The organism is Bradyrhizobium sp. STM 3562, from assembly GCF_045571435.1.
In the GTDB taxonomy this organism is placed as follows: Bacteria; Pseudomonadota; Alphaproteobacteria; order Rhizobiales; family Xanthobacteraceae; genus Bradyrhizobium.
The window spans coordinates 4,064,539-4,090,121 of record NZ_CP120694.1 but is presented as its reverse complement, the minus strand read 5'-3'; the positions used below and the strand labels follow the sequence as shown (position 1 = coordinate 4,090,121).

The 25,583-nt window shown below is 63.8% G+C and carries 24 protein-coding genes; 12 read left to right on the top strand and 12 right to left on the bottom strand.

The window, feature by feature from the left end:
- Positions 1-28 precede the first annotated feature (28 nt).
- The 3 genes from P6U23_RS18830 to P6U23_RS18820 all read left to right on the top strand — a co-directional run bounded on the left by P6U23_RS18830 (position 29) and on the right by P6U23_RS18820 (position 2,586).
- Positions 29-289 (top strand): sulfur globule protein precursor, encoded by a 261-nt coding sequence (locus tag P6U23_RS18830; RefSeq protein ID WP_407181182.1) that lies wholly within the window; start codon positions 29-31, stop codon positions 287-289.
- A gap of 174 nt (positions 290-463) precedes the next feature.
- Positions 464-646, top strand: a complete 183-nt coding sequence (locus P6U23_RS18825; RefSeq protein WP_407181181.1) for a hypothetical protein — start codon at positions 464-466, stop codon at positions 644-646.
- A 68-nt stretch (positions 647-714) separates the two neighbouring features.
- Positions 715-2,586 (top strand): ABC-F family ATP-binding cassette domain-containing protein, encoded by a 1,872-nt coding sequence (locus tag P6U23_RS18820; RefSeq protein WP_407181180.1) that lies wholly within the window; start codon positions 715-717, stop codon positions 2,584-2,586.
- 40 nt (positions 2,587-2,626) lie between these two features.
- Here P6U23_RS18820 and P6U23_RS18815 read toward each other — a convergent pair whose 3' ends face one another.
- The 3 genes from P6U23_RS18815 to P6U23_RS18805 all read right to left on the bottom strand — a co-directional run bounded on the left by P6U23_RS18815 (position 2,627) and on the right by P6U23_RS18805 (position 5,298).
- Positions 2,627-3,109, bottom strand: a complete 483-nt coding sequence (locus tag P6U23_RS18815) for a hypothetical protein (protein WP_407181179.1) — start codon at positions 3,107-3,109, stop codon at positions 2,627-2,629.
- Positions 3,110-3,346: 237 nt separating this feature from the next.
- Positions 3,347-3,799: a DNA polymerase III subunit chi gene (locus P6U23_RS18810; protein ID WP_407181178.1), complete on the bottom strand. Its 453-nt coding sequence runs from the start codon at positions 3,797-3,799 to the stop codon at positions 3,347-3,349.
- Positions 3,796-5,298, bottom strand: a complete 1,503-nt coding sequence (locus P6U23_RS18805) for a leucyl aminopeptidase (protein ID WP_407181177.1) — start codon at positions 5,296-5,298, stop codon at positions 3,796-3,798. Before P6U23_RS18805 ends, P6U23_RS18810 begins: the two co-directional genes overlap by 4 nt.
- Before the next feature lie 359 nt (positions 5,299-5,657).
- On the opposite strand from P6U23_RS18805, the gene lptF reads away from it, so the two are divergent.
- The 9 genes from lptF to P6U23_RS18760 all read left to right on the top strand — a co-directional run bounded on the left by lptF (position 5,658) and on the right by P6U23_RS18760 (position 16,849).
- Positions 5,658-6,824: an LPS export ABC transporter permease LptF gene (gene lptF, locus P6U23_RS18800; protein ID WP_407181514.1), complete on the top strand. Its 1,167-nt coding sequence runs from the start codon at positions 5,658-5,660 to the stop codon at positions 6,822-6,824.
- A complete protein-coding gene (gene lptG / locus P6U23_RS18795; protein WP_407181176.1) occupies positions 6,821-7,918 on the top strand; it encodes an LPS export ABC transporter permease LptG in 1,098 nt (365 codons plus the stop codon). Before lptF ends, lptG begins: the two co-directional genes overlap by 4 nt.
- Positions 7,918-10,416, top strand: coding sequence for an LPS-assembly protein LptD (locus P6U23_RS18790; RefSeq protein ID WP_407181175.1), 2,499 nt, complete (start codon positions 7,918-7,920; stop codon positions 10,414-10,416). Before lptG ends, P6U23_RS18790 begins: the two co-directional genes overlap by 1 nt.
- 106 nt (positions 10,417-10,522) lie before the next feature.
- The gene (locus tag P6U23_RS18785) at positions 10,523-11,431 is read left to right on the top strand and encodes a SurA N-terminal domain-containing protein (RefSeq protein WP_407181513.1); all 909 of its coding nucleotides are present in this window, start codon (positions 10,523-10,525) and stop codon (positions 11,429-11,431) included.
- A 2-nt stretch (positions 11,432-11,433) separates the two neighbouring features.
- Complete coding sequence (gene pdxA, locus P6U23_RS18780) at positions 11,434-12,459, top strand: 4-hydroxythreonine-4-phosphate dehydrogenase PdxA (RefSeq protein ID WP_407181174.1); 1,026 nt, start codon at positions 11,434-11,436, stop codon at positions 12,457-12,459.
- A complete protein-coding gene (gene rsmA / locus P6U23_RS18775; protein ID WP_407181173.1) occupies positions 12,456-13,322 on the top strand; it encodes a 16S rRNA (adenine(1518)-N(6)/adenine(1519)-N(6))-dimethyltransferase RsmA in 867 nt (288 codons plus the stop codon). Before pdxA ends, rsmA begins: the two co-directional genes overlap by 4 nt.
- An 11-nt stretch (positions 13,323-13,333) precedes the next feature.
- Positions 13,334-14,395, top strand: a complete 1,062-nt coding sequence (locus P6U23_RS18770) for an alcohol dehydrogenase (protein ID WP_407181172.1) — start codon at positions 13,334-13,336, stop codon at positions 14,393-14,395.
- A gap of 59 nt (positions 14,396-14,454) precedes the next feature.
- Positions 14,455-15,660 carry an ABC transporter substrate-binding protein gene (locus P6U23_RS18765; protein ID WP_407181171.1) on the top strand — a complete coding sequence of 402 codons (1,206 nt, stop codon included), beginning with the start codon at positions 14,455-14,457 and terminating at the stop codon, positions 15,658-15,660.
- A gap of 250 nt (positions 15,661-15,910) precedes the next feature.
- Positions 15,911-16,849: a hypothetical protein gene (locus tag P6U23_RS18760; protein WP_407181170.1), complete on the top strand. Its 939-nt coding sequence runs from the start codon at positions 15,911-15,913 to the stop codon at positions 16,847-16,849.
- 10 nt (positions 16,850-16,859) lie between these two features.
- On the opposite strand, the gene gmk is transcribed toward P6U23_RS18760, so the two are convergent.
- The 9 genes from gmk to P6U23_RS18715 form a co-directional block, all read right to left on the bottom strand.
- The gene (gene gmk / locus P6U23_RS18755) at positions 16,860-17,516 is read right to left on the bottom strand and encodes a guanylate kinase (RefSeq protein ID WP_407181169.1); all 657 of its coding nucleotides are present in this window, start codon (positions 17,514-17,516) and stop codon (positions 16,860-16,862) included.
- A gap of 3 nt (positions 17,517-17,519) precedes the next feature.
- A complete protein-coding gene (locus P6U23_RS18750; protein ID WP_407181168.1) occupies positions 17,520-18,407 on the bottom strand; it encodes a YicC/YloC family endoribonuclease in 888 nt (295 codons plus the stop codon).
- 98 nt (positions 18,408-18,505) lie between these two features.
- Complete coding sequence (gene mltG / locus P6U23_RS18745) at positions 18,506-19,756, bottom strand: endolytic transglycosylase MltG (protein ID WP_407181167.1); 1,251 nt, start codon at positions 19,754-19,756, stop codon at positions 18,506-18,508.
- A gap of 134 nt (positions 19,757-19,890) precedes the next feature.
- Positions 19,891-21,156, bottom strand: coding sequence for a beta-ketoacyl-ACP synthase II (gene fabF / locus P6U23_RS18740; protein WP_407181166.1), 1,266 nt, complete (start codon positions 21,154-21,156; stop codon positions 19,891-19,893).
- Positions 21,157-21,255: 99 nt separating this feature from the next.
- Positions 21,256-21,495: an acyl carrier protein gene (locus P6U23_RS18735; protein WP_024509934.1), complete on the bottom strand. Its 240-nt coding sequence runs from the start codon at positions 21,493-21,495 to the stop codon at positions 21,256-21,258.
- A 291-nt stretch (positions 21,496-21,786) separates the two neighbouring features.
- Positions 21,787-22,524 (bottom strand): 3-oxoacyl-[acyl-carrier-protein] reductase, encoded by a 738-nt coding sequence (gene fabG / locus P6U23_RS18730; protein WP_407181165.1) that lies wholly within the window; start codon positions 22,522-22,524, stop codon positions 21,787-21,789.
- Between the two features lie 10 nt (positions 22,525-22,534).
- Entirely contained in the window at positions 22,535-23,494 is a 960-nt protein-coding gene (gene fabD / locus P6U23_RS18725) for an ACP S-malonyltransferase (RefSeq protein ID WP_407181164.1), read from the bottom strand.
- 110 nt (positions 23,495-23,604) lie between these two features.
- Entirely contained in the window at positions 23,605-24,630 is a 1,026-nt protein-coding gene (locus P6U23_RS18720) for a fatty acid desaturase family protein (protein ID WP_407181163.1), read from the bottom strand.
- Entirely contained in the window at positions 24,627-25,340 is a 714-nt protein-coding gene (locus tag P6U23_RS18715) for a TetR/AcrR family transcriptional regulator C-terminal domain-containing protein (RefSeq protein ID WP_407181162.1), read from the bottom strand. Before P6U23_RS18715 ends, P6U23_RS18720 begins: the two co-directional genes overlap by 4 nt.
- Positions 25,341-25,583: the final 243 nt, after the last annotated feature.

The window sequence follows — 25,583 nt, the reverse complement described above, 5'->3', positions numbered from 1 at the left end:
ACCGCGCCGAAGCTTCGAGGAGATCACCATGTTCCGCAAACTTTCGCTTGTTGCAGTTGCCGCGGTATCGTTGGGCGCGGCCATGGCGCCGACGTCGGCCTCCGCCTGGGGCTGGCATGGCGGCTGGCATCACGGTTGGGGCTGGTGGGGCGGCCCCCGCGTCGTGGTCGGCGGCCCCGTCTATTACGGCTACGCGCGCCCCTCCTACGGGTATGGCGGTTGCTTTGTGCGTCGCCTGGTCCCAACGCCCTGGGGACCGCGCTGGCGGCTGGTCAATACCTGCTACTGATTTTGTCGTCATCTGGTGGAGGAGCCCCGGCCCGTCGGGGCTCCTCCCAGGCCGCAACCGCCCGATTTTTATGGAATTTTTTACCTAGACGCGATGTGACGGGCGGGAAACAATTTGAGCGTTCATGACTTGGTTCGGCATTACGGGTTGAATCGAGCGCCAAGCGGAACTCGCATGAACGGCCAGAGCGGCAATAGCAGCGCAAGGATCGACGGCAAGACCAGCCGATCGATATGTGACGCCGTGGGCCAGCGGCTGCAACAGAGCCTACAACCGGACTTTTCACAATTGCCCGATCATCTGCGCGATCTCATGGACGCTCTGCGCAGACAGGATCGTGAGATGCGCTCGCGCTAGCTCGCAGGCATTTCGGCGCCGCTCACAAAGCGGTTGCGTTTGGCGGCAACTGCGGTGACAAGGCGCGCATGCTTGTCATCACCGACCTGTCGGTCCGCCTCGCCGGACGGCTTTTGATCGATCATGCCTCTGCGCAGATTGTGCCCGGAGCACGCGTCGGCCTCGTCGGCCGCAACGGCACCGGCAAATCGACGTTGTTTCGCGCCATTCGCGGTGAGATCGCGACCGAAAGCGGAACCATCATCGTTCCGCCGCGATGGCGGATCGGCAGCCTTGCTCAGGAGGCGCCGATCGGCCCCGAGAACCTGCTGACAATCGTGCTCAAGGCGGACCTCGAGCGCGATACGCTGTTGCGCGAGGCCGAGACCGCCACCGACCCGCAACGCATCGCCGAAATCCAGACCAGGCTCGCCGATATCGACGCCCATTCGGCGCCTGCGCGCGCGGCTGCGATCCTGAGCGGCCTTGGCTTCTCGAGCGCGGATCAGGCGCGCCCGGTTTCCGAGTTCTCCGGCGGTTGGCGCATGCGCGTTGCGCTCGCCGCGACACTGTTTTCGGCGCCCGATCTGTTGCTGCTGGACGAACCAACCAACTATCTCGACCTCGAGGGTACGCTGTGGCTCGAAGATCATCTCGCCAATTATCCGCGCACGGTGATCGTGATCAGCCACGACCGCGACCTGCTCGACACCTCGGTCGACCAGATCATGCATCTTGAGCGCGGCAAGCTCACGCTCTACCGCGGCTCTTATTCCTCTTTCGAAGAGCAGCGCGCCGCACGCGAATTGCTCGACGCCAAGCACGCCAAGCGCCAGGAAGCCGAGCGCAAGCGCCTGCAGGCCTTTGTCGATCGTTTCAAGGCCAAGGCCTCAAAGGCACGCCAGGCGCAGTCGCGGGTGAAGATGCTGGAGAAGATGAAGCCGGTGGCGGCGCTGGTGCGCGAAGAGGTACGCGAAATCAGCTTTCCAGCGCCGGACAAGGTCCTGTCGCCGCCAATCATTGCGGTCGACAATGTCTCCGTCGGCTATGATCCGCAAAAACCAGTGCTCAGGCGCGTCACCTTGCGCATCGACAATGACGACCGCATCGCCCTGCTCGGCGCCAACGGCAACGGCAAATCGACTCTGGTGAAGCTTCTGGCGGACCGGCTCAAGCCTTTTTCCGGAACGATCACGCGGGCCGAAAGGCTCTCGATTGCCTATTTCGCCCAGCACCAGCTCGATGAATTGAACGAGGACGCCTCGGTCTACGATCACATCCGCAAGCTGATGCCCGAGGCACCGGAAGCCAAGGTGCGCGCGCGCGCCGGCGCAATCGGCTTTTCCGGCAGCGCGGCGGACACAAAGGCCGGCAGCCTATCAGGCGGCGAGAAGGCAAGGCTGCTGTTGGGCCTTGCGACCTTCTTCGGCCCCAACATGATCATTCTGGACGAGCCCACCAACCATCTGGATATCGACAGCCGCGCGGCGCTCGCCGAGGCGATCAACGAATTTCCAGGCGCGGTGATCATGGTCTCGCACGACCGCTACCTGATCGAGGCCTGCGCAGATCGGCTGTGGGTGGTCGCCGATGGCACTGTGACGAGTTTTGACGGCGACCTCGACGAATACAGACGAAGAGTGCTGTCGACGCGCGGCGCGCGCGTGACGTCGCGTGAAAGCGAGGAGGTTCGCAACGCGAAAAACGACAAACCGGAGCGGCCAAAGGCGGAGAAGCGTGGTTCGCTGAAACAGCGGATTTCGAATGCCGAAACCGAGATGGCGCGGATCAGCGAAATCATCGCCAAGATCGATACCGCTCTGGCGCTGCCGGACCTGTTCACGCGCGATCCCAAGCAGGCGGCTCAGCTCTCAAAGGCGCGCGCCAATGCGGCGGATGCGCTGGCGCGGGCCGAAGAAGAGTGGCTGGAGGCGAGCGGCCTCTATGACGCGGCGGGCTGACAGGCCAATTTCAGCGGGTATTCACCCCGCCAAGGACGGATCAGCTCGCCGCCGGCTTTTTCTTGCCCCTGGCCTTGGACTTCGCGGCCTTTGCCGGGGCCGCCTGCTCGGGCACGCCCTCGATCGAACTCAGCCGGCCTGCCGTAAACGTGTAGATGCCGGCACGCGGACCGTGATTCCAGGTCACGACGGCTAATCGGTCGCCCCGCTGGTTGTTGGAGATGTTGACGTTGTCAGGTGCGCCGATACCGCGCACGACGTCGCACTCGGTATGACCCAGCGCCACAGTTCCCGAGCCCGGCGGCGGCGCGCCCGGCACCGCGTCTGTCGACGCATTGGCGTCGGCGGGTGCGGCGGGCGCCGGCATACCCGGGCAGGCGCCGTTGGCACTGACAAGATCATCAGGCGTCACCGGCTTATCCGGCGTCAGCGGTGGCGCATCGATCGACACGTTCTTGATGAACAGCCGACCGGGGCGCGAGAACCACTCCGCATCCTTCGACAACAGGTCGGATTGAAACATGTCGGCCGCACCTGAACAGCCCGCAATCGCAGGAGCCAGGATGAGGAGCAGCGCCAGTTGCTTTCGAAGGTGGGTGCTGTTTTTCACGACGAACTGAAATCTCACCTCGGGGGTAAGGCCCTAAGCGTTTGTCCCAACATCACTTTGCGGCACGACCGTGGCCAGCGCAAGACAACCGGCGAAATCCCAACAACATCCTTAATCCGATCGCAGGATAGAGTCGCGCGCATGGCAGCGCTAGTCCCGCCGCTGCCATCGGCCGCGCTCGTCGGCCTGCCAATAGGTCACCTCGAAGCCGCGCGATTTGCACTGCGTCCAGGCGCCGCGGGCGGTGGTGAGCGAGTCGGGATCGTCGCCGTTGAACACCAGCACCACGCGCTCGTAGCTCTCGGCGTCGGCGGGAACGGCGGCATTGTCGATCAGAAACCGGATGTTGGCGCGATTGGGATTATCTTCTTCGATCACCAGCACGATCGGCTGATCGGCCAGATCGCCGGCACGCCAGGTGGCGTGCGGCAGGAACGAATCGTCGCGATAGGTCCATAGATGCGCATCCAGCGCCTCGGCACGTTCCTGCGACGTCGACTGCACGACCACCCGCCAACCGCGCTCGAGCGATTTCTCAAGCAACGGCGGCAAGACGCTTTCCAGCGACATGTTTTGCAGGTGGTAGAACAGGACCTCGGTCATTTTTTCGCTTCGTAATGATCGGCGACCAGCCGATTCAACAGGCGCACGCCAAAGCCCGAACCCCAGCTCTGGTTGATTTCGCTCTTGGGTGCACCCATCGCCGTTCCCGCAATGTCGAGATGTGCCCAGGGGGTGCTGTCGACAAAGCGTTGCAGAAATTGCGCCGCGGTGATCGAGCCGCCATAGCGGCCACCGGTGTTTTTCATGTCCGCAAATTGCGAATCGATGAGCTTGTCGTATTCGGGCGAGAGCGGCATGCGCCAGACCTTCTCGCCCGTTTCGAGCCCGCACTTGACCAGGCGCTCCGCCAATTCGTCATTGTTTGAGAACAGCCCGGCATGCTCGTTGCCGAGCGACACCACGATCGCGCCCGTCAGGGTTGCAAGATCGACCATGAATTTCGGCTTGATCTTCTTGGCCACGTACCAAAGCACATCGGCCAGCACCAGTCGGCCTTCGGCATCGGTGTTGATGATCTCGATGGTCTGACCGGACATCGAGGTGACGATGTCGCCGGGGCGCTGCGCATTGCCGCTAGGCATGTTCTCGACAAGGCCAATCGCGCCCACCGCGTTCACCTTTGCCTTGCGCGCAGCCAATGCATGCATCAGGCCGACGACACAAGCGGCACCCGCCATGTCTCCCTTCATCTCTTCCATATTGGCGGCGCCCTTGATGGAAATGCCGCCGGTATCGAAGCAGACGCCCTTGCCGATGAAGGCGACCGGCGCTTCGCCGCGCTTGCCGCCGTTCCAGCGCATGATCACCGTGCGGCCCGGTCGCTCCGAGCCTTGGGCCACGCCCAAGAGCGCGCCCATGCCGAGCTTGGTCATCGCTTTCACGTCGAGAATCTCGACCTCGACGTCCAGCTTGCGCAATTGGGCGGCGCGCCGGGCAAACTCCTCAGGGTAAAGCACGTTCGGCGGCTCGTTCACGAGATCGCGCGCCAGGTCGACACCGTCGACCACCTGCGAATCGGGAGCAAAGGCTTTGCGCGTTGCCGCCACATCTTCGACGGCCAAGAAAATGTCGGCGCGTAAACCGCCCTCCTCTCCTTCCTTCTTCTTGGTCTTGTAGCGGTCGAATCGATAGGCGCGCAGCCGGATTCCGGTCGCTATTGCGGCAGCCTGATCGGGCGGCATGGCTCCTGTCGGCAATTCCGCCAAGACCGTGACGTGCTCACTGCCGCCGTTCAGCTTGCCGGCCAACACGCCGCCGAATTTGAGGAAATCTTTTTCTTTCAGCTCCGAGGGCCTTCCGGCGCCAATCACGATCAAGCGCTGAATCTTGATTCCCTCCGGCTCGTAAAGGTCGAGCGTCGAACCGCTTTTTCCCTTGAACCGGCTGCTCGCCGCGGCGCGCTTCACCAGGTCGGCCGCCGCCCCCAGGACCTTGCGCGCGGCATCCCCGAGCTTGAGGGTGTCGTCGCAAAACACCACCAGAACGCCGCGCGGGGTAGCTGAAAGCGGGGCGAAGCCGACCTTGACGGCGTCGGGCATGAGTCAATCCTCCAAATAAGCAGGGCAGTCGTGGGCGAGATGGGTGGAGTGGTCCGAGGGATGGTCGATCGGCGACACGGGGAGCGAGTTGGGCGCCCCACGGCGTCGCACCCGCGCACTATGGCCTGTCGCCCGCTATTGTGCCAAGCGCTGCCGTGGCAAGCTGGCCACATTTGGGAAATATTAAGCATGGATGATGCGCGCCACGGCCCAGCCATTTTGTTGACGGATCAAAGGGATGGTAGTGAGACGTTAAAGCAGACGGGACGCGTCTTGCGCAGTTGTGGGGAGCCCCTTTTCGGAGGGGTTGGTTGGGGTTTTTCGCGCCCGCGGTCGCGGGGTGGATTCGTGCGGTAGCGATGGGGTCGATCGATAGGTACATTTTCCGCACGACGCTCGCGTCGTTTGCGCTGGTCCTGGTCAGCCTGACGGGCGTGATCTGGATTACGCAGGCGTTGCGCGGCATCGACCTGATGACCAGTCAGGGTCAGACCATCGTGACCTTCCTCGGCGTCACCAGCCTCGTTATTCCTGCCCTTGTTCTCGTCATCTCGCCGATTGCGCTGATGATCGCGGTCTCGCACACGCTGAACAAGCTCGCGACCGATTCGGAAATCATCGTGATGAACGCCGCCGGCTTCTCGCCGTTTCGGCTGTTCCGGCCTTTCCTTTATGCCACGTGCGTCGTGGCGCTCCTGGTCGCCTTCATCGCATCCTATCTCTCGCCCGACGGCCTGCGTCGGCTCAAGCAATGGGACGCGGAAATCACCGCCGACGTGCTGACCAACATTCTGCAGCCCGGCCGTTTCGCCCAGCTCGACCAGAACCTGACGATACGTATTCGTGAGCGGCAACCGGGCGGCATGCTGAAGGGCATCTTCATCGACGACAGGCGGGACCCGAAGGAGCGCGCGACCATCATCGCCGATCACGGTACAGTGGTGAAAAGCGGTGACGGCTCGTTCCTGGTCCTCGAAGACGGCAATTTGCAGCGATTCGAGGCCGGAAAACGCGATCCCGCGCTGGTGGCATTCGGCCGCTACGCGTTCGATATGTCGAAATTCTCCAAGGGCCACGACGTCGCGCTCGGCATTCGCGAACGCTATCTGTGGGAATTGCTCGATCCGGCTGAGGACGATCCGATTTACAAGCAGATCCCCGGCCAGTTCCGTGCCGAGCTGCATGACCGCTTCATGGCGCCAATCTATCCCTTCGCCTTCGCCGCGCTGACTTTCGCCTTCCTCGGTGCGCCGCGCACCACGCGCCAGAGCCGAAACTTCTCCATCGGCGGCTCGATCCTGGCCGTGTTCGGCGTCCGGATGATCGGATTCGCCTGCTCGGTAATAGCCGTGAAATCGCCACTTGCGCCGGTCGTGCAATATCTGATGCTGCTTCTCACGATTGCCCTCAGCATCTGGATCATCGTCGGCGGCATCGTGCTGGAGCCGCCGCCGGCCTTGCTGGAGGCCATCAACAAATCCAACGCGCGCCTGTCGCGACTCTTCGGACGTCCGGCCACCGCATGAGCATGCTCATCAACACGCTAGGGCGCTATTTTGCCGGCCGCTTCGTGATTTCGGCGCTCGGCGTATTCCTCAGCATTTTTATGCTGCTGGTGCTGGTCGACTATATCGAGATGGTCAGGAAAACCTCGGGACTGGTTGGCGTTTCCGCATTGATGGTGGCGGAGACCTCGCTGTTCCGAGTGCCGCAGTTGCTCGAGAAAATGATGCCGTTCTGCATCCTGATCGGCGCAATGACCTGCTATCTCGCGCTGTCGCGGCGATTAGAGCTTGTGGTGGCGCGCGCGGCAGGCGTGTCGGCATGGCAATTCATCGCACCGGCCCTGGCCAGCGCGATCATCCTCGGCGTGCTCGCGACCGTCGCCTATAATCCGATGTCGGCGAATCTGAGCGAACTCTCCAAGCGTATGGAAGCGGAGTTGTTCGGCAATGCGCCGGGCGGCGGCGTCCAGGATGCGTCCGGCTTCTGGATCAATCAGGTGAACAGTGACGGCCAGATGATTATCAACGCTGCGCGCAGCGAGCGGCAGGGCGTCAGGCTGACCGGACTCACGCTGTTTCGATTCGATACGGACGGCAAATTCAAGGAGCGAATCGAAGCGCGCGAAGCGACGCTCGAGGATGGCCATTGGCTGTTCAAATCGGTCCGCCGCTATGCGCTCGACGGCCCGCCGGTCGACCAGGACAGCTTCGAAGTTGCGACCACGCTCACGCCAGCCCAGGTGCGCAACAGCTTTTCCACACCCGAAACTGTGTCGTTTTGGCAACTACCGAACTACATCCGCTCATCGGAAAGTTCGGGGTTTGCGACGGCGGGCTACCGGCTGCAGTACCATAAGTTGATCGCACAGCCGTTTTTGCTGGCTGCAATGGTGATGTTGGCCGCATCGGTGTCGTTGCGCTTCTTCCGTTTCGGCGGCGTGCAAAAGATGGTTTTAAGTGGCGTGGGCGCCGGGTTTCTGCTCTACGTGCTGTCGAAAGTAACTGAGGATTTGAGCAAGGCTGAGTTGATGCATCCGATCGCGGCCGCGTGGCTGCCCGTGCTTGTGGGCGGCCTGACGGGCTTTTTGGCCTTGCTGTATCAGGAGGACGGCTAGTGGCTTCGGTCGCCGCCCTTCGCGAGCGTTTGTCCGCATTCCGGCGGCGCGCGGTCGTGCGCCGTGAGCAAATGCGCTTGGCCGCGTTTTGCCGGCCCGTGCTTGCCCTGCTTGTTGCCGTCGGCCTGGCCGGCGCGGTCGGAATTGCGTCGACCACCCCCGCCTCCGCGCAAGGCTTCACCTACAACCCGCGCCCGGCGCGGCCGGTGCCGCCGCGCGTTGCCAACGACAACCAGATGCTGGTGCAGGCCAACGAGGTGGACTACGACTACAACAATTCGCGGGTGTCGGCGGTCGGCAACGTGCAGTTGTTCTACAACGGCACCAGCGTCGAGGCCGACAAGGTCATCTACGATCAGAAGACCAAGCGGCTGCATGCCGAAGGCAACATCCGCATGACGGATGCCGACGGCAAGATCACCTATGCCAACATCATGGATCTGAGCGACGACTATCGCGACGGCTTTGTCGATTCGCTGCGCGTCGACACCGCGGACCAGACCCGGATGGCGGCGACCCGCGCCGATCGCTCCAGCGGCAACTACACCGTCTTCGACAACGGCGTGTACACCGCCTGCGCGCCGTGTAAGGACGATCCGAAGAAGCCGCCGCTGTGGCAGGTCAAGGGTGCGCGCATCATCCATGACCAGAGCGAAAAGATGCTGTATTTCGAGACCGCGCAGCTCGAATTTTTCGGCGTCCCGCTGGCCTATATGCCGTATTTCTCGACGCCGGACCCGACCGTGAAGCGCAAGTCCGGCTTCCTGATGCCGACCCCGTCGAACGTCTCGAGCTACGGCTTCGGACTTGAGATCCCCTATTTCTGGGCGATCGCGCCCGACTACGACGCGACCTTCAGCCCGCGCATCACCTCCAAGCAGGGCGTGCTGTTCCAGGCCGAATTCCGCCAGCGCCTGCTCGACGGCTCCTACCAGGTCCGGGCCTATGGCATCGACCAGCTCGATCCGGGTGCCTTCGCCGGCCAGCCTGGCGACCGCCAGTTCCGCGGCGGCCTGGAGACCAAGGGCCAGTTCGCGCTCAACGACAAATGGGTCTGGGGCTGGGACGGGGTTATCCTGTCGGACTACTACTTCATGCAGGACTATCGGCTGGCGCAGTACCGCGACCCGATGGCCTCCTTCATCAACCTGCCGACCGAAGCGATCTCGCAGCTCTATCTGACCGGCGTCGGCAACCGCAGCTTCTTCGACCTGCGCTCGATCTATTATCTCAGCTTCTCGGGCAACCAGCAGCAGGTGCCGGTGATCTGGCCGGTGCTCGACTACTCGAACGTCTTCAACCACCCGATTCTGGGCGGCGAGGTCAGCTACAAGACCAATTTCGTCAATCTGACGCGCAACGACGCGGTGTTCGACCCGATCACGACGCAGGCCAACCTCAATGGCCTGTGTACGCTGACCTCCGCCGATCCGCTCGCGCGCACGCCCTCGCAATGCCTGCTGCGCGGCTTCCCCGGAACCTATACGCGATTGACGGCGGAAGCGCAGTGGCGGCGCTCGTTCACCGATCCTCTGGGCCAAATCTGGACACCGTTTGCGATCCTGCGAGCGGATGCGATCAACGCCGACGTGTCGAATCAACCCGGCGTGTCGAACTTCCTGCCGGTCGGCGACACCCAGGCGCTGCGGGCGATGCCGGCCGTCGGCTTCGAATACCGCTATCCCTTCATCAACGTCGAGCCTTGGGGCTCGACGACGATCGAGCCGATCGCGCAAGTCATCGTCCGTCCGAACGAGACCTATGCCGGCAAGCTGCCGAACGAGGACGCGCAGAGTCTGGTGTTCGACACCTCGAACCTGTTCAGCGTCGATAAATTCTCCGGCTACGACCGCGTCGAGGGCGGCGGCCGCGCCAATGTCGGCGTGCAGGCGACGACGCAGTTCGACCGCGGCGGCACCGTCAAGGTGCTGTTCGGACAGTCCTACCAGCTCTTCGGCCTGAACTCGTTCGCGGTCCGGGACGAAATCAACACCGGCGTCGATTCCGGCCTGGAGCGGACCGCCTCCGACTATGTCGCCAGCGTCGACTATTCGCCCAACCGCACCTACACGTTCAGCGTCCGCTCCCGCTTCGACGAGCAGACCTGGAACGTTCAGCGCTTCGAAGCCGAAGCGCGCGCGAACTTCGATCGCTGGTCGGTGAGCCTGCTGTACGGCAATTACGCCGCGCAGCCGGACCTCGGCTACCTGACGCGCCGCGAAGGCATCCTGGGCTCGGGCTCGGTCAAGGTCGCGGCGAACTGGGTGGTGACGGGCGGCGCGCGCTGGGACCTCGAGGCCAACAAGATCAACCAGTACACCATCGGCGCCGGCTATGTGGACGACTGCTTCGTGCTGGCCGCCAACTACGTCAGGTCCTACAATTATGCGACCGCCTCGTCGCCGCCGGTCCTGAGCAATGCCTATATGCTGCAGATCGGACTGCGGACGCTTGCCAACACGACGGGCGGCAGCAGCCCGACTGGTGGCTTTCAGTAAATCGGGCGCCGGACGGAGGCAGTTCCTGGCTGCGAAGCAGCTTCAATCGGATCGACTAACAGCGAAGATGACCATGACGATCACGTTCTCTCATCGCCTGCACGCTATGCTGGTGGTTTGCGTCGCAATGCTCGTCCTGCCGGTTTGCGTTTCGCCCGTTCGTGCCCAGACCGTCGCCGTGATGGTCAATGGCGAGCCGATCACCGATTTCGATATCGAGCAGCGCAGCAAGCTCAATTTTTTGACCACGCACAAGCAATCCGCCCGGCAGGACGTGATCAACGAGCTGATCGACGAGAAGGTGAAGATCAAGGAGGCCAAGAAGTTCGGCGTCGATCCCAGCAACTCCGATATCGACCAGGCCTTTGGAGCGATGGCCGGGCGCATGCGAATCTCTCCGGAGCAGTTGGCGAAGTCACTGGAATCCCAGGGTATCCGGCCTGATACGCTGAAAAACCGCATCAGGGCCGACATGGTTTGGACGAGCCTTGTGCGCGGGCGCTATAAGGAGCGCCTGCAGGTCGGCGAGAAGGACGTCGCCGCGGCGGTAAAGGCCGAAGGCGGCGACGACGCGCAGCAAGCCGATGCATTCGAATACAGGATGCAGCCGGTGGTGTTGATCGTGCCGAAGGGCGCGCCGCCGGCCGCGTTCGAGGGCCGGCAGAAGGAGGCCGAAACGCTGCGCTCGAAGGTGCAGAGCTGCGAGGAGGCCAACTCCTACTTCAAGAGCATGCCGAACGCGGCGATCCGCGACACCGTCATCAAGACGTCGGCCGACATTCCGGCGGTGCTGCGCAAGGTGCTGGACGACACCCCGATCGGCCATTTGACGCCGCCGGAGGTGACGAAACAGGGCGTCGAGATGGTGGCCTTGTGCGGCCGCAAGCCAACCACCATCGATACACCGAAGAAAAAGGAAATTCGCGACAAGATGTACGCGCAGAAATACGAGGCGACGTCGAAAGCCTATCTGGAGGAAATCCGCAAGGCCGCGATGATCGAGTATCGCAAATAACCATGGCCAAGCCGCTTGCGCAGACGCCCCTTGCGCTCACTCTTGGCGAACCGGCCGGAATAGGGCCTGACATCACGATCGCGGCCTGGCTGCGCAGGAATGAGCTGAAGCTCCCGCCCTTCTATCTGCTCGGCGACCACGCTTGCCTTGCCCGGCGCGCCAAGGCGCTCGGCGTCGCCGTCCCCGTAGCGGACGTAACGCCCGAGGAAGCCGTGAGCGCTTTCGCGGCGGCGCTGCCGGTTGTCGCAACCGGTCAGGCTGCGACCGCCGAACCCGGCCGCCCTGACGACAGCAGTGCGCCCGCGGCGCTGGCCTCGATTGGCCGGGCCGTTGCCGACGTCCGTGCCGGACGTGCGAGCGCGCTCGTCACCAATCCGATTGCCAAAGGCGTGCTCTACCGCGCAGGCTTCACACACCCCGGGCACACCGAGTTTCTCGCCGAGCTTGCCGCCGCCGGCGGAAAAACACCGCAACCGGTGATGATGCTGTGGTCGCCGCTCTTGGCCGTGGTGCCCGTCACCATTCACCTCGCACTGCGCGAGGCGATCGCCCTGCTCTCCACCGAATTGATCGTCTCGACCGGCCGCATCGTCGCCTCCGAAATGAAGAAGCACTTCGGCCTTGCCCGTCCGCGACTTGCAGTGACGGGCCTCAATCCGCATGCAGGCGAGGACGGCACGCTCGGCACCGAGGACAAGACGATGATCGCCGCGGCGGTGGACGTGCTGCGCGGCGACGGCATCGACGTGCGCGGCCCGCTGCCCGCCGACACGCTGTTTCACGAAGCTGCGCGCAAGACCTACGACTGTGCGCTCTGCATGTATCACGACCAGGCGCTGATCCCGATCAAGACCCTGGCCTTCGACGAGGCCGTCAATGTCACGCTGGGCCTGCCGTTCATCCGCACCTCGCCCGACCACGGCACGGCCTTCGATATCGCCGGCACGGGGCGCGCGAATCCGGCGAGCCTGATCGCGGCATTGCGGCTTGCGGCGCGCATGGCGAGGCCGGCGCAGCCGGGCTCATGAGCGCAATCGACGATCTTCCGCCGCTTCGCGAGATCATTCGCCAGCACTCCCTGTCGGCCCGCAAATCGCTCGGCCAGAACTTCCTGCTCGACCTCAACCTCACGGCGCGCATCGCGCGCGCCGCTGGCCCGCTGGACGATGCGACAGTGGTCGAAATCGGTCCCGGCCCCGGCGGGCTGACGCGCGCGCTGCTGGCGCTGGGCGCGCGTCATGTCATCGCCGTCGAGCACGATGCACGCGCCTTGCCGGCGCTGGAGGCGATCGCAGCCCGCTATCCCGGTCGGCTCGAGGTGGTTTGCGCGGATGCGCAAAGTTTCGATCCCCGCCCCTATATCGGCGCCGCCAAGGCGAAGATCGTCGCCAACCTGCCGTACAACATCGCCACCAATCTTCTGATCGGGTGGCTCACCATCGAACCGTGGCCGCCCTGGTACGAGATGATGGTGTTGATGTTCCAGCGCGAGGTCGCCGAACGGATCGTCGCGCACGAAAACGATACGGCCTATGGCCGGCTGGGCGTGCTCGCCAATTGGCGCTGCGCAACCAAGATCCTGTTCGACATTTCGCCCGCGGCCTTCGTGCCCCAGCCCAAGGTCACGTCTTCGGTGGTGCGGCTGGTGCCGCGCCAGACGCCCGACCCCTGCGAGCGGCGCCTCCTCGAACAGGTGGCGGCAGCGGCTTTCGGCCAGCGCCGCAAGATGCTGCGGCAGAGCCTGAAATCGCTTTCGGTCGATCCGGCGCGCCTTGCCGCAGCCGCGCATGTCGATCCGACCCGGCGGGCGGAAACCATTCCGATCTCCGGCTTTGTTGCCATGGCGCGTGAATTGGCCGATATACGGAGCGAAAAAACAAGCATGCCTTAAGGAGAACGCCCATGGGGTTGATGCGCCGCCAGTCGCTGGTCAAGTTTGATGCCCCGCTCTGCGAGACCATCGTGGAGACGCCGACGCCGGTGGCCCGAGAGGTTCTGGTGCGCATCGAGCGCTGCGGGCTGTGCCACTCCGATCTCCACATCCAGGACGGCTATGCCGACCTCGGCGGCGGCAAAAGGCTCGACACCACGCGCGGCATGACGCTGCCGTTCACGCTCGGTCACGAAATCGCGGGCGTGGTTGCGGAAGTCGGTCCGGATGTTCCGAAGGACCTGATCGGCGCCAGAAAGGCGGTGTTCCCCTGGATCGGATGCGGGCAATGCCGCGACTGCCTCGCCGGAGACGAAAATCTCTGTGCCAAGCAGCGCTTCCTCGGCGTTTCCATCGACGGCGGTTTTGCCAGCCATGTGCTGGTGCCCGACGCCAAATATCTGCTCGACTACGATCCCCTGCCGGTGAACCAGGCGGCGACCCTGATGTGCTCCGGCGTCACCGCCTATGGCGCGCTGAAGCGGCTGGTCGATCGGCCGCGGCAGCGCAATCTGTTGCTGATCGGGCTCGGCGGCGTCGGGCAGATGGGCCTGTCCTTCGCGCAGGCCATGTTCAAGCAGAAGATTTCGGTGGCCGACCTTAATGCGGCCGCGCGCGACACCGCGCTGCAAAACGGCGCAGCCTTCGCCTACGATCCCACTGAGCCCGACGTCGTCAAGCGCATCCTCAAGGAAACCGAGGGCGGTTTTGACGGCATCGTCGATTTTGCCGGCAACGAGAAGTCGATGGCATTCGCGGTCTCGGTGCTGGCACGCGGCGGCAAGATCGTGGTGTCCGGACTGATGGGCGGCAATTTCAGCCTGCCGATGGTCCAATGGGTCTACAAGCGCATGACCATCGAAGGCTTCATGGTCGGCACGCTCGCCGAGGGTCACGAACTGATGGCGCTGGCCCGCGCCGGCAAGATCAAGCCGACGCCGATGCGCGAGGAGCCGATGGCCGACGTGCAGAAGTGGATCGATGCGTTGCGGGCCGGACAAGTGGTGGGACGGGTCATCCTCAAAAACGAATAAGAAACGAGTAAGCAGAGCCATCCCGCCGACCTCCACCGCTGAAGCCGGAGGAGACGGATATGTGGAGCAAAGGACCGATCGCAGGCGCACTGGCCGCGCTCCTGCTCGCCATGCCAAGTGCTCTGGCACAGAAACAATACGATCGCGGCGCCAGCGACACCGAGATCAAGATCGGCACCACGACGCCCTACAGCGGCCCGGCATCGGCCTATTCGGCCGGCGCGATGTCGATCACCGCTTATTTCGCGATGATCAATGACCAGGGCGGGGTCAACGGCCGCAAGATCAAGTTCATCAGTCTCGACGATGCCTACAGTCCGCCGAAAACAGTGGAGCAGATCAGGCGATTGATCGAAAGCGAGGAGGTGCTGTTCCTGCTCAATACGGTCGGCACTGCGACCAACATGGCTGTGGTCAAATACATCAACCAGAAGCAGGTGCCGCACCTCTTCATCGGCTCCGGCGCGACCATCTTCAACGATCCCGAGCACTATCCGTGGACCATGAGCTGGACGCCGCATTATGCGTCCGAAGCCGAGATCTACGCCAAGTACATTCTCGCCACAAAGCCCGACGCCAGGATCGGCATTCTCGCGCAGAACGATGATCTCGGCCGCGACTACCTGATCGGCTTCAGGCGCGGGCTCGGCGAACGCGCCTCTTCGATGATCGTCTCCTATCAGACCTACAATACCAGCGATCCCACGGTGGATTCGCAGGTGGTGACGCTGAGGGCCGCTCGCGCCAACGTCTTCGTGATCTTCTCGGTACCGAAATTCGCCGCCCAAGCAATCCGCAAGGCCTATGACATCGATTGGCACCCGCAGGAGTTCGTGTCCAGCGTCGGCTCCTCGATCGCCGGCGCGATCAGGCCGGCTGGATTCGAGGCCGCCAAGGGCATCATCTCCGCGGCCTATCAGAAGGATCCCGCCGACCCGCAATGGCGCGACGACCCCGCCATGACGGCCTGGAATGCGTGGATGGACAAATACAACCCGCGCGTCGACAAGAGCGACTATTACGCGCCCTACGGCTACAATGTCGGCTACGCGGTCGTGCAACTGCTCAAGCAATGCGGCGACAATCTCACGCGCGCCAACATCATGAAACAGGCCTCCCATCTCGACATGGAGCTGCCACTTCTTCTCCCCGGCATTCGCCTGAAGACGACCCCCTCAGACCTGCGCCCGATCAAGCAGATGCGGCTCGTACGTTTCGACGGCCAGCGCTACGTGCTGTTCAGCGACGCGCTCGCGAGCGAGTGATTTCAATCGCAGTCCCGGCGGCGCGCGCTCGGAGGCCGCAAGCCCCCGCCGGGCGGTTTCTTCTGCACCAAATGGTTGCACCTGAGGCTTGACCATCGCGAAAGCAGCAACATCGCTTCCGCCCCGGCGGCGCCCGCGCTGGCAGCCCGAATTAAGCCCCATCCTCTCCGGATTTGCGGCCCATTGCGACCCAAGTCTTCCCCGAGATTTGGGATGGATAAGCGTCAGGTAGAGTGGAGTGGAACTGGATATGGCCAACCGAGCCGCGAAATTCGCATCCGCCGTCGTCGCCGGCATTCTCGCCGGACCGCCGATAACGATGGCGCAGCCCGCGGCAAGCTCAGCAGACTGCCTCACCCAGCCGGGCCCGAGCGCACCGCAGGGGCAGCATTGGTATTATCGTCTGGAACGCGGGACCAAGCGCCATTGCTGGTACCTTCGCGAGGAAGCCGCAAAAGTCTCGCCTCCGGCGTCCGCCGACGATGCATCGTCGGTGCCGAACGCGTCGGAAGAGGCACAGGCAGACGCGACCACTCGTTCGCTCGAGGACGCCCACGCCGAATTGCGATCACCGCAGCCGCGCATCCAGGGCAACGCCGGCTTTGCCGCTGCACAACCGGCGCCGCCAGCCGCAGCCACCCCCGCCGCGACGCCCCCCGCAAGCAGTCCGTTTCCTGATCCGCAGCAGGCCGCCCAGCCAGCATCGTCAGTCGCCTCGCGATGGCCGCAGGCAACTACCGCGGATTCCACCGCATCGCCGCCGCCCGCCGCCGACTCGGCCGATGCCGAACCGACTTCGCAGGCGCCCGCAACGCCGGCGGCTGCACCGGCGCCGGCCCCCAATGGACCGGTGGTCAAGGATCCCGCCCCCGCTCCGGTTTCGCTCCAGATGCTGTTCATCGTGATTCTGGGCGCGCTGGCGCTGGCAGGCCTGACGGCGAGCGTCGTCTATCGACTGGGCCGCGGCCGGAAAATCCGCGTTGATGCGCGCGAGCGCCGCGCCGCGATCTGGGAAGGCGTAGAGGACGCGCCTCAGCCTCCCTGGGTCGAACCGGTCATCGAAAAAACGGCGCCCCGTCCCGAGCCCGCGCGCGCGGCCGTTCAAACGGCCACGCCGCAGGAGCGATACCAGAAGATCGAGGAGATCCTGGCGCAGTTGGTGAAGCAGGCGCAGCAGAGCGACGCCTGAGGAGGCGTGACTATTTCTCGAGCTGCCGCTGCAGCTCTCGCACGAATGTGGTCAGTCCGACGCGCCGCTCGCGCTTCAGCCGCTCCGCCTTGAGGATCGACTGCACTTCGGCGAAGGCTTCATCGACGTCGTGATTGATGACGATGTAGTCGTATTCCGCCCAATGGCTCATTTCGTGGCTGGCGCGGCTCATCCGCGAGCGGATCACGTCATGGGAGTCCTGCGCGCGTGAATGCAGGCGCTTCTCGAGGTCGGCGGCGGACGGCGGCAGGATGAAGACGCTGACGACGTCGGCGCGCGCCTTCTCGCGCAATTGCTGCGTGCCCTGCCAATCGATGTCGAACAGAACGTCTTCGCCGGCGCTGAGCGCCGCCTCCACCGGCGCGCGCGGCGTGCCGTAGCGGTTGTCGAACACAACGGCCCATTCCAGGAGCTCGTTGCGCTTCACCATCTCTTCGAAGCGCGCTTTGTCGACGAACAGATAGTCGCGCCCGTCGACCTCGCCCGGCCGCATCGGGCGCGTCGTTGCCGACACCGACATTTTCAGGCCGGCGATGCGCTCGATCAGAAGGCGTGACAGTGTGGTTTTGCCGGCGCCCGAGGGCGAGGACAGCACGAACATCAGGCCGCGCCGTTCAACTCCCAAACCGTGGCGGTGAGCCGTCATGGATCACTCCAGATTTTGCACCTGCTCGCGAAACTGCTCGACGACGCTCTTCATTTCGAGACCGGTATTGGTCAACTCCACGTCGTTCGACTTGGAGCAGCAGGTATTGACCTCGCGGTGGAACTCCTGCGCCAGGAAATCGAGACGGCGGCCAATCGGCCCACCCTTGCCGATCATCTCGCGGACCTGTGCGATGTGCGAGGCGATGCGATCGAGTTCCTCGCGAATGTCGGCCTTGGCCGCAATCAACAACGCCTCTTGCGTCAGGCGGTCGGCATCGAAGCGATCGGACGTCTCGAGCAGTGCTGCGATCTGTTCGGCAAGGCGCGCGCGGACCGCCTCGGGTTTGCGGCCGGGTGCGGCTTCCGCCTTGCTCGCCAGCCTCTCCATCTCGTCCATGCGCTGGCCCAAAATCTGTCCAAGGGCTTCGCCCTCGCGCCGGCGCATCGCCACGAGATTCGTCAGCGCCTCGTCAAAGGCGGCGGAGGCCGCAGCCACGGCGGCCTTGTCTTCTTCCTCGTCGCTCTCCGGCTCGACCACCTCGATCACGCCCTTGATGCCGAGCAGCCCGTCGATGCTCGGCGCCACCGCGTCGATCCTGCCCGCCAGAGAACCCGCGACCTTGAGCACCGCCGCCAGCACCTCTTCATTGATACGCACGGTCGAGAGCGCATCGGCACGCTTGATGTTGAAATTGGCGTAGATCGTGCCGCGCGACAGCACCTCGCTGGCGCGCTTCTTGGCAAAAGCCTCCAGCTCATCCCATCCCTGGGGCACGCGCAGGCGCAGATCAAGGCCCTTGGCATTGACCGACTTCAGTTCCCATTCGAAGCTGTAAGGGCCGCTCGCGCCGTGGCTGCGGGCAAAGCCTGTCATGCTCGACAGCGCCATGGTTTCAATTCTCCGGGCGAGATTCGCGTCACGCAAAAGCCGCGCGGACCATAAGACGTTTTCAGGAAAAGTGGAGTCCGGCGCATCCGGCTCCTTAATTACTGCTGAACGACCCGCGGCGTCGCGGTCGGCTGCACCGCCCCCTGCCGCGCCCGGGCAGGCTTCTTCGGTGCGGGCTTGCCGGTCGCCGAGGTCGGGGCCGCATCGGCCGGCGGCGGATTGGCCGCGGGCGGCGGAGGCTCGTCGGCCGGCTCGACGGTATCGTTCTGGATCTGCTTTTCCATCGCGCGCAGCTTGGCGACGTTCTTCTGGTGCTGGTCGTAGGTCTCGGTGAAGGAGTGGCCGCCGGTGCCGTCGGCGACGAAATAGAGGTCACGGGTGCGGGCCGGATTAGCCGCGGCCTCCAGCGAGGCCCGGCCCGGGTTGGAGATCGGCCCGGGCGGCAGGCCGTCGATGACATAGGTGTTGTAGGGGGACGGCTGGGCGATCTCGCTGCGCTTGATCGGCCGCCCCAGCGTGCCCTTACCGCCGACAAGGCCGTAGATGATCGTCGGATCCGACTGCAGCTTGATCTTCTGCTTCAGCCGGTTGACGAACACCGCGGCGACCCGGCTGCGCTCGTCGGGCTTTGCGGTCTCCTTCTCGACGATCGAGGCCAAGGTCACAAGCTGCTCCGGCGTCCTGACCGGAAGGTCCGGACTGCGGCGTTCCCAGATTTCCGCCACCACGCGCTTTTGCGCCTGCTGCATGCGCTGAATCACCTGATCGCGCGTGGTGCCGCGCGGGAATTTGTAGGTCTCGGGCAGAAGCGTGCCTTCGCGCGGGATCTCACGCACGGTGCCCGAGAAGATGTCATTGTCCATCAGGCGGGCGACGATTTGCTCCGAGGTCAGCCCTTCCGGAATGGTCACGGCGTGCTGCACCACTTTTCCCTCGACCATGGTGCCGATCACATCGCGCAAGGACGCATTCTTCTGGAACGCGTATTCGCCGGGCTTGAGCTCGGAGCTCGCCTTCAGCGCGAAGACGCTGGCGATGAAGACCCAGGGATTGACGTCGATGACGCCTTCCCGCGTCAGCGTGTCGGCGATGTCACGTTTGCCGGCGCGTTGAGGAATGTTGACGATCTTGTCTTCCTGCAGCGGACCCGGCGCCTCCAGGGTCTGCCTGCCATAGTAATAAGCGGCGCCGGTGCCGATCATCAGCAGCAACAGAAGGGTGATGATGGCGTTGCCGACCACGACGAAAGGATTGCGGGCGCGCTCTGAGCGCCTGGGCGGCGGAGGCACCTGCTCCGGCTCCAGCGCGGCGCGCGGGCTGCGTGGCGAAATGGGCGGCCTCTCACTCATCGATGCAACCTGATTCCTGTCGCTCTCATCGCGGCGTTAAGCGCTTCTTCTCGCGCAAACGGCCGGTAGTGTACGCCCGAACCAAAGGATTTAGCAGCGAATGCGGCGAAACGGTGGACTTGCGGCAAGCCGCATCAGTTGATTACGCGCTGCAGGATCACGGAAGCGTTGGTGCCGCCGAATCCGAACGAATTGGACAACGCGACATTGATCTCGCGTTTGCGCGGCGTCTGCGGCACGAGATCGATTGCCGTTTGCACCGATGGATTTTCCAGGTTGATCGTCGGCGGCGCGATGTTATCGCGAATCGCGAGAATGCTGAAAATCGCCTCGATCGCGCCGGCCGCTCCGAGAAGATGCCCGGTCGAGGACTTGGTCGATGACATCGACACGCGCGAGGCCGCATTGCCGAGCAGCCGTTCCACTGCGCCGAGCTCGATCTCGTCACCGACCTGCGTCGAGGTGCCGTGGGCGTTGATGTAGTCGATGTCGGAGGTGGTAAGGCCTGCGCGCTTTAACGCAGCCGACATGCTGCGGAAGCCGCCGTCACCGTCAGGCGACGGCGAGGTGATGTGATAGGCGTCGCCCGACAGGCCATAGCCGATCACTTCAGCATAGATCTTCGCGCCGCGAGCCCTGGCGTGTTCGTATTCCTCGAGCACGACAACGCCGGCGCCCTCACCCATCACAAAGCCATCGCGATCCTTGTCGTAGGGACGCGAGGCCCTTTCCGGGGTCTCGTTGAAGCCGGTCGAGAGCGCGCGTGCCGCACAGAAACCGGCCATGCCGATTCGGCAAATCGGCGATTCCGTCCCACCGGCCACCATCACGTCGGCGTCGCCAAGCGCAATCAGCCGGCTTGCATCGCCGATCGCATGCGCGCCGGTCGAACACGCCGTCACCACTGCGTGGTTGGGACCCTTCAGGCCGAACTCGATGGAGACGTAGCCGGACGCCAGATTGATCAGGCGGCCCGGAATGAAGAAGGGTGACACCTTGCGCGGCCCGCGCTCCTTCAGCAGCACGGCGGTATCGGCGATTCCCGAGAGGCCGCCGATGCCGGATCCGATCATGGTGCCGGTGGCACAGCGGTCCGCCTCGGTCGAGGGACGCCAGTTGGCGTCGTCCAGGGCCTGACGCGCGGCGGCCATGGCGAAGATGATGAAATCGTCGACCTTGCGCTGGTCCTTCGGCTCCATCCACAGATCGGGATTGAAGCTCCCGTCAGAACCATCGCCGCGCGGGACCGAACAGGCGATCTTGCTCGGCAGATCGGAGACATCGAAGCTCTCGATCTTCCGCGCGCCGCTCTCGCTGTTGAGAATGCGCTTCCAGGTCACGTCGACGCCACAGCCGAGTGGCGACACCATGCCGAGGCCTGTGACGACGACTCGTCTCATGTCCAGCACTCCAGCCCGGGGGTTCGCGGCTTACAATGAAAGGCCGATGGGCCGTCCGCGGACGGCCCGGCCAGCCTTGTCTCTACCGCGCAGGGGGCGTCAGCTCTTCGCGTTCTTTTCGAGGAATTTCGTCGCGTCGCCGACGGTCAGAATCGTCTCTGCAGCGTCGTCCGGAATCTCACAACCAAATTCTTCTTCAAAAGCCATCACCAGCTCGACGGTGTCGAGGCTGTCAGCACCGAGGTCGTCAATGAAGCTCGCATTGTCGGTCACCTTCTCAGGCTCAACGCCCAGGTGCTCGACCACGATCTTCTTAACCCGCTCGCCAATGTCACTCATGCTCCAACCTCGTGCTTGTTCCCTTAAGACCCGACCCCAAGATGATACGAGCCATCGTGGTCGTTAAACTTCCTTCGCTATCGCGCATAAACTTGATTTGCCCTGACAGGCCCGGCGAACGACGGCAAGCTTCGCCCTCGCCAATATACAGGGTTTCGAAATCCTGCAATGGCGTTCTTTGCCCTGCCGTTGGCGGTTCGGTTATCATACTTCAAAAGCCTTGACTACAAGCCTTGATCTGCCTGCCGAAACGGCTTTTCGCCGCATCCGGCGGACGCCCGCGCCGGCGCTTCAAACCATGGCCATGCCGCCATTGACGTGAATCGTTTGGCCAGTGACGTAAGCAGCCTCGTTCGAGCTTAGATAGACCGCCGCGGCGGCAATATCCTCGGGTGTCCCCAGCCGTGCCGCCGGAACCCGGGCAAGGATGCCCTCACGCTGCTTCTCGTTGAGAGCGTCTGTCATGGGCGTCTTGATGAACCCTGGTGCAATGCAATTGGCCGTCACATTGCGCTTGGCATATTCCGCCGCCAGCGACTTGATCATGCCGATCAGTCCCGCCTTCGAGGCACTGTAGTTGCCCTGCCCGGGATTGCCGGTGACGCCGACCACCGACGTGATCGCGATGATGCGGCCGAAGCGCTTGCGCATCATCGATTTGGTGGCGGCCCGGGCAAGGCGGAAGGTCGCGGTCAGATTAACGTTGATCACCTGGTCCCAATCCTCGTCGCGCAATTGCACGAACAGATTGTCCCGGGTGATGCCGGCATTGGCGACGAGAATATCGAGCCCGCCCATCGCCTGTTCCGCCGCCGGCACCAGGGCCTCCACCTCGGCCGTGTCGGACAGATTGCAGGGCAGCACATGTACCCGTTCAGCCAGCTTTGCCGCCAGCGCATCGAGAACCTCGCGCCGGGTCCCGGAGATCGCGACCGTCGCACCTTGCGCATGCAGGGCCTGCGCGATCGCAGCGCCAATTCCTCCGGTCGCGCCTGTGACCAGCGCCGTCCTGCCACTCAGATCGAACATCGATATCTCCTTACGCCGACCGTGCGGCCGCCAATGCATCTTTGGCAGCGGCAATATCGTTCGGCCCACCGACCGCGATACCGACCGCGCCCTCGGCGATGCGCTTGACCAGCCCCGTCAGCACCTTACCCGCGCCGATTTCGAAAAATCGGATGACGCCATGGGCCGCCATATAGGCCACCGATTCCCGCCAGCGCACCGTTCCCGTCACCTGCTCGACCAGCCGGCGGCGAATTTCGTCGGGATCGCTGATGGGGGCAGCCAGGACGTTGGACACCACGGGCGACGCCGGTTTGTTGATAGTGACCTCCGAAAGCGCCTTTGCCATGGCGTCGGCCGCAGGCTGCATCAACCGGCAATGAAACGGCGCCGACACCGGCAGCAGCATAGCGCGCTTGGCACCCTTGGCCTTGGCAATTTCCACCGCACGGTCGACCGCGGCCTTGTCGCCTGACACCACCACCTGCCCGCCGCCATTGTCATTGGCCGCCTGGCAAACCTGGCCCTGGGCTGCTTCTTGCGCAACCGCCACTGCCGCTTCGTAGTCCAGCCCAAGCAGCGCCGCCATGGCGCCGACCCCGACCGGAACCGCCTTCTGCATGGCGAGCCCACGGGCTCGCAATAGCCGCGCGGCATCGGAGATCGAGAGACTGCCGGCGGCCGCCAGCGCCGAATACTCGCCCAGCGAATGACCGGCCACATAGGCGGCGTCACGCCCCACCGCAAAGCCCGCCTCACTCTCCAGAACGCGCAAGGCCGCCATGGAAACGGCCATCAGCGCCGGCTGGGCGTTTTCAGTGAGCTGCAATGTTTCGGCCGGACCGTCCCACATGATGGACGTCAGCTTTTCCGAGAGCGCCGCGTCGACTTCGTCGAAGACGGCGCGCGCGGCCGGGAAGGCGTCGGCCAGGGCCTTGCCCATGCCGAGAGCCTGCGAACCCTGCCCCGGAAAAGTGAATGCTGCCGTCATCGGCTCTCCCAGACTGTTACGGACCTGTCAAAGTTCAAAGTCGGGCCGTAAGACCTGACGGAGGCCGGGATGTCAAGCGGGCTAGCGAGCCAGGCCGCCCCGGATTGCCGCTAAAAACCGCCCGCCGTTTGGTCGGCGTCCACTTTTGCGCCAGAGCGCGCCCGGCGCGCGCTGTTCACAACCTGTCCCGGACGGTCCTCGCGGTCGGGCTTGGCGGTCGCGAGCCGGAGCACGGCGGCATAGCTCGGCTGCACCTCCATGCTGCCCGCATGCCGGCTTTCGCTGAGAATGCGGTGCACGCGCGGCAGATTATAGCAGGGTACGTAGAACAGGAGATGATGTTCGAGATGGTAGTTCACGTAATAGGGCGCGATGAATAATCGCTCCAGCCAATTTGCCCGCGTCGTGCGCGTGTTGCGCAAGGGATCGTTGCTGTCGGGAACGACGGCGTGCTCGGCAATGTTACGGATACGGGTGATGACCATCATCCACGTCAACAGCGGCACCAGCCATAAGAGCGGATAGGCCCACCAGACGCCGGCGATCGCAAAGGCCGCCAACAGCACCGCGTTGACGGCGCACTGCGGTCCCAGCTTTTCCCAAAAATGCGCCGCGCGACGCGCGAGCGGCCATTCCGCCGGTCCGAGCGCGTTGAGCAATTGCGCCTTGCGCTGCTGGTAGCCGGTCTGTCCGGTGATATCGCGCAGGAATTTGCGGCGGTAGCTCATCTTGGTGATTGGAAACGGCGCGGAGAGCACGAGATCAGGATCATCCTCCTGCTGCGTGCGCGCGTGATGTTGCAGGTGATAGCGGCGATAGGCTCTCGTCTCGGCGAAAACCGGATAGGCGCAGAACCATTGGCTCATGGCCAGATTGATCTTCTCGTCTGGTGACAAACACCCGTGCGCCCCATCATGCATCAGGATCGCAAGGCCAAGCTGGCGTGAGCCGATGATCGCGACCGCAAGCAGGTAGGTCAGCGGATTGGGCCACCAGGCGACGAGCGCGACCGCAACAATGATCAGCGCCCACGCATGCGCGATCAGTGCCGCGCCCTTCCAGGTAGAACGCCGGCGCACGGCGATCAGTTGCTCCTCGGTCAACAAATCACGCGCGCGGATGCGAAGTGCGGTCATGATAAAGGCTCCGAGTCCGATTGAGACGAAGCGGGGGCACCGTGTTCGCCGACGAGCCGCAGGCGCGCGCCGTCGCTGATCGTTGCCGTCGCCTGTTCGCCGAGCACACGCAGCATCTCAGCGCATAGTTCGTCCGACGAACGGCCCACGGCATAGCCCTCGACCATGATGCCGATGGCAATGGCCCAGAACCTCCGTGACGTCGCATCGGGATCGCGCAAGCTCCGCCAGCCATGCCGCTCGATCTGGCCCGCATAGGCGCGCAATCCCTCGCTGTGTAGGCGCGCGATGGTACGCTCCACGAGAGGCGCAAGGTCCTGACGGCGCCGCGTCAGTGTCAGAGCTTCGGCAAAGAAGGCGACCGAATCGGTCGCCGTCACCGTCTCGACCAGGGCCCGGGTGTAGTCGCGCGGCGTATGGGCGCTCAGCGCCGCCTGTTCGGCCGCCCGGGCGACATAGAGCACGTCACGGCAGGCGGCTTCGACAAACAGCGCCTCCTTGGTGCGGAAGTAATAGGTGATCTGGCTCGGAAAGGCGTCTGCTGCTGCTGCAATATCCGCGATCGACGCCCCGGACAGCCCGCGCTCCCTGAACAGCCGGCTGGCAGCGTCCAGCAGGAGCGAGCGCATCTTGCGCCCGGCTGGGCGCGTGGCGCGAACGGCATGCTTCGGATCGGATGTCGGCATCTCGGGCAAGATTTCGGCCGCCATTGTCGTCCTTCTCAACCTATTTGTATGTCATTCAAACAAATAGATCAAGGCCGTTCATCCGGCGATTCGATCAAAGGGGCGACATCCGCCCAAGAAAATCCGTCAGGAACCGCCGCCCGTTTCCCTTGCTCCGGCGCGCAAAATCCTTATAAAGCGCGCATCCGTGGGTCCCGGCCGGGAGCTGAACGGACGGTCTCAGCAATCTCACCGTTGTGGCGATATTGATGTGGCAGGGCCAGTCGG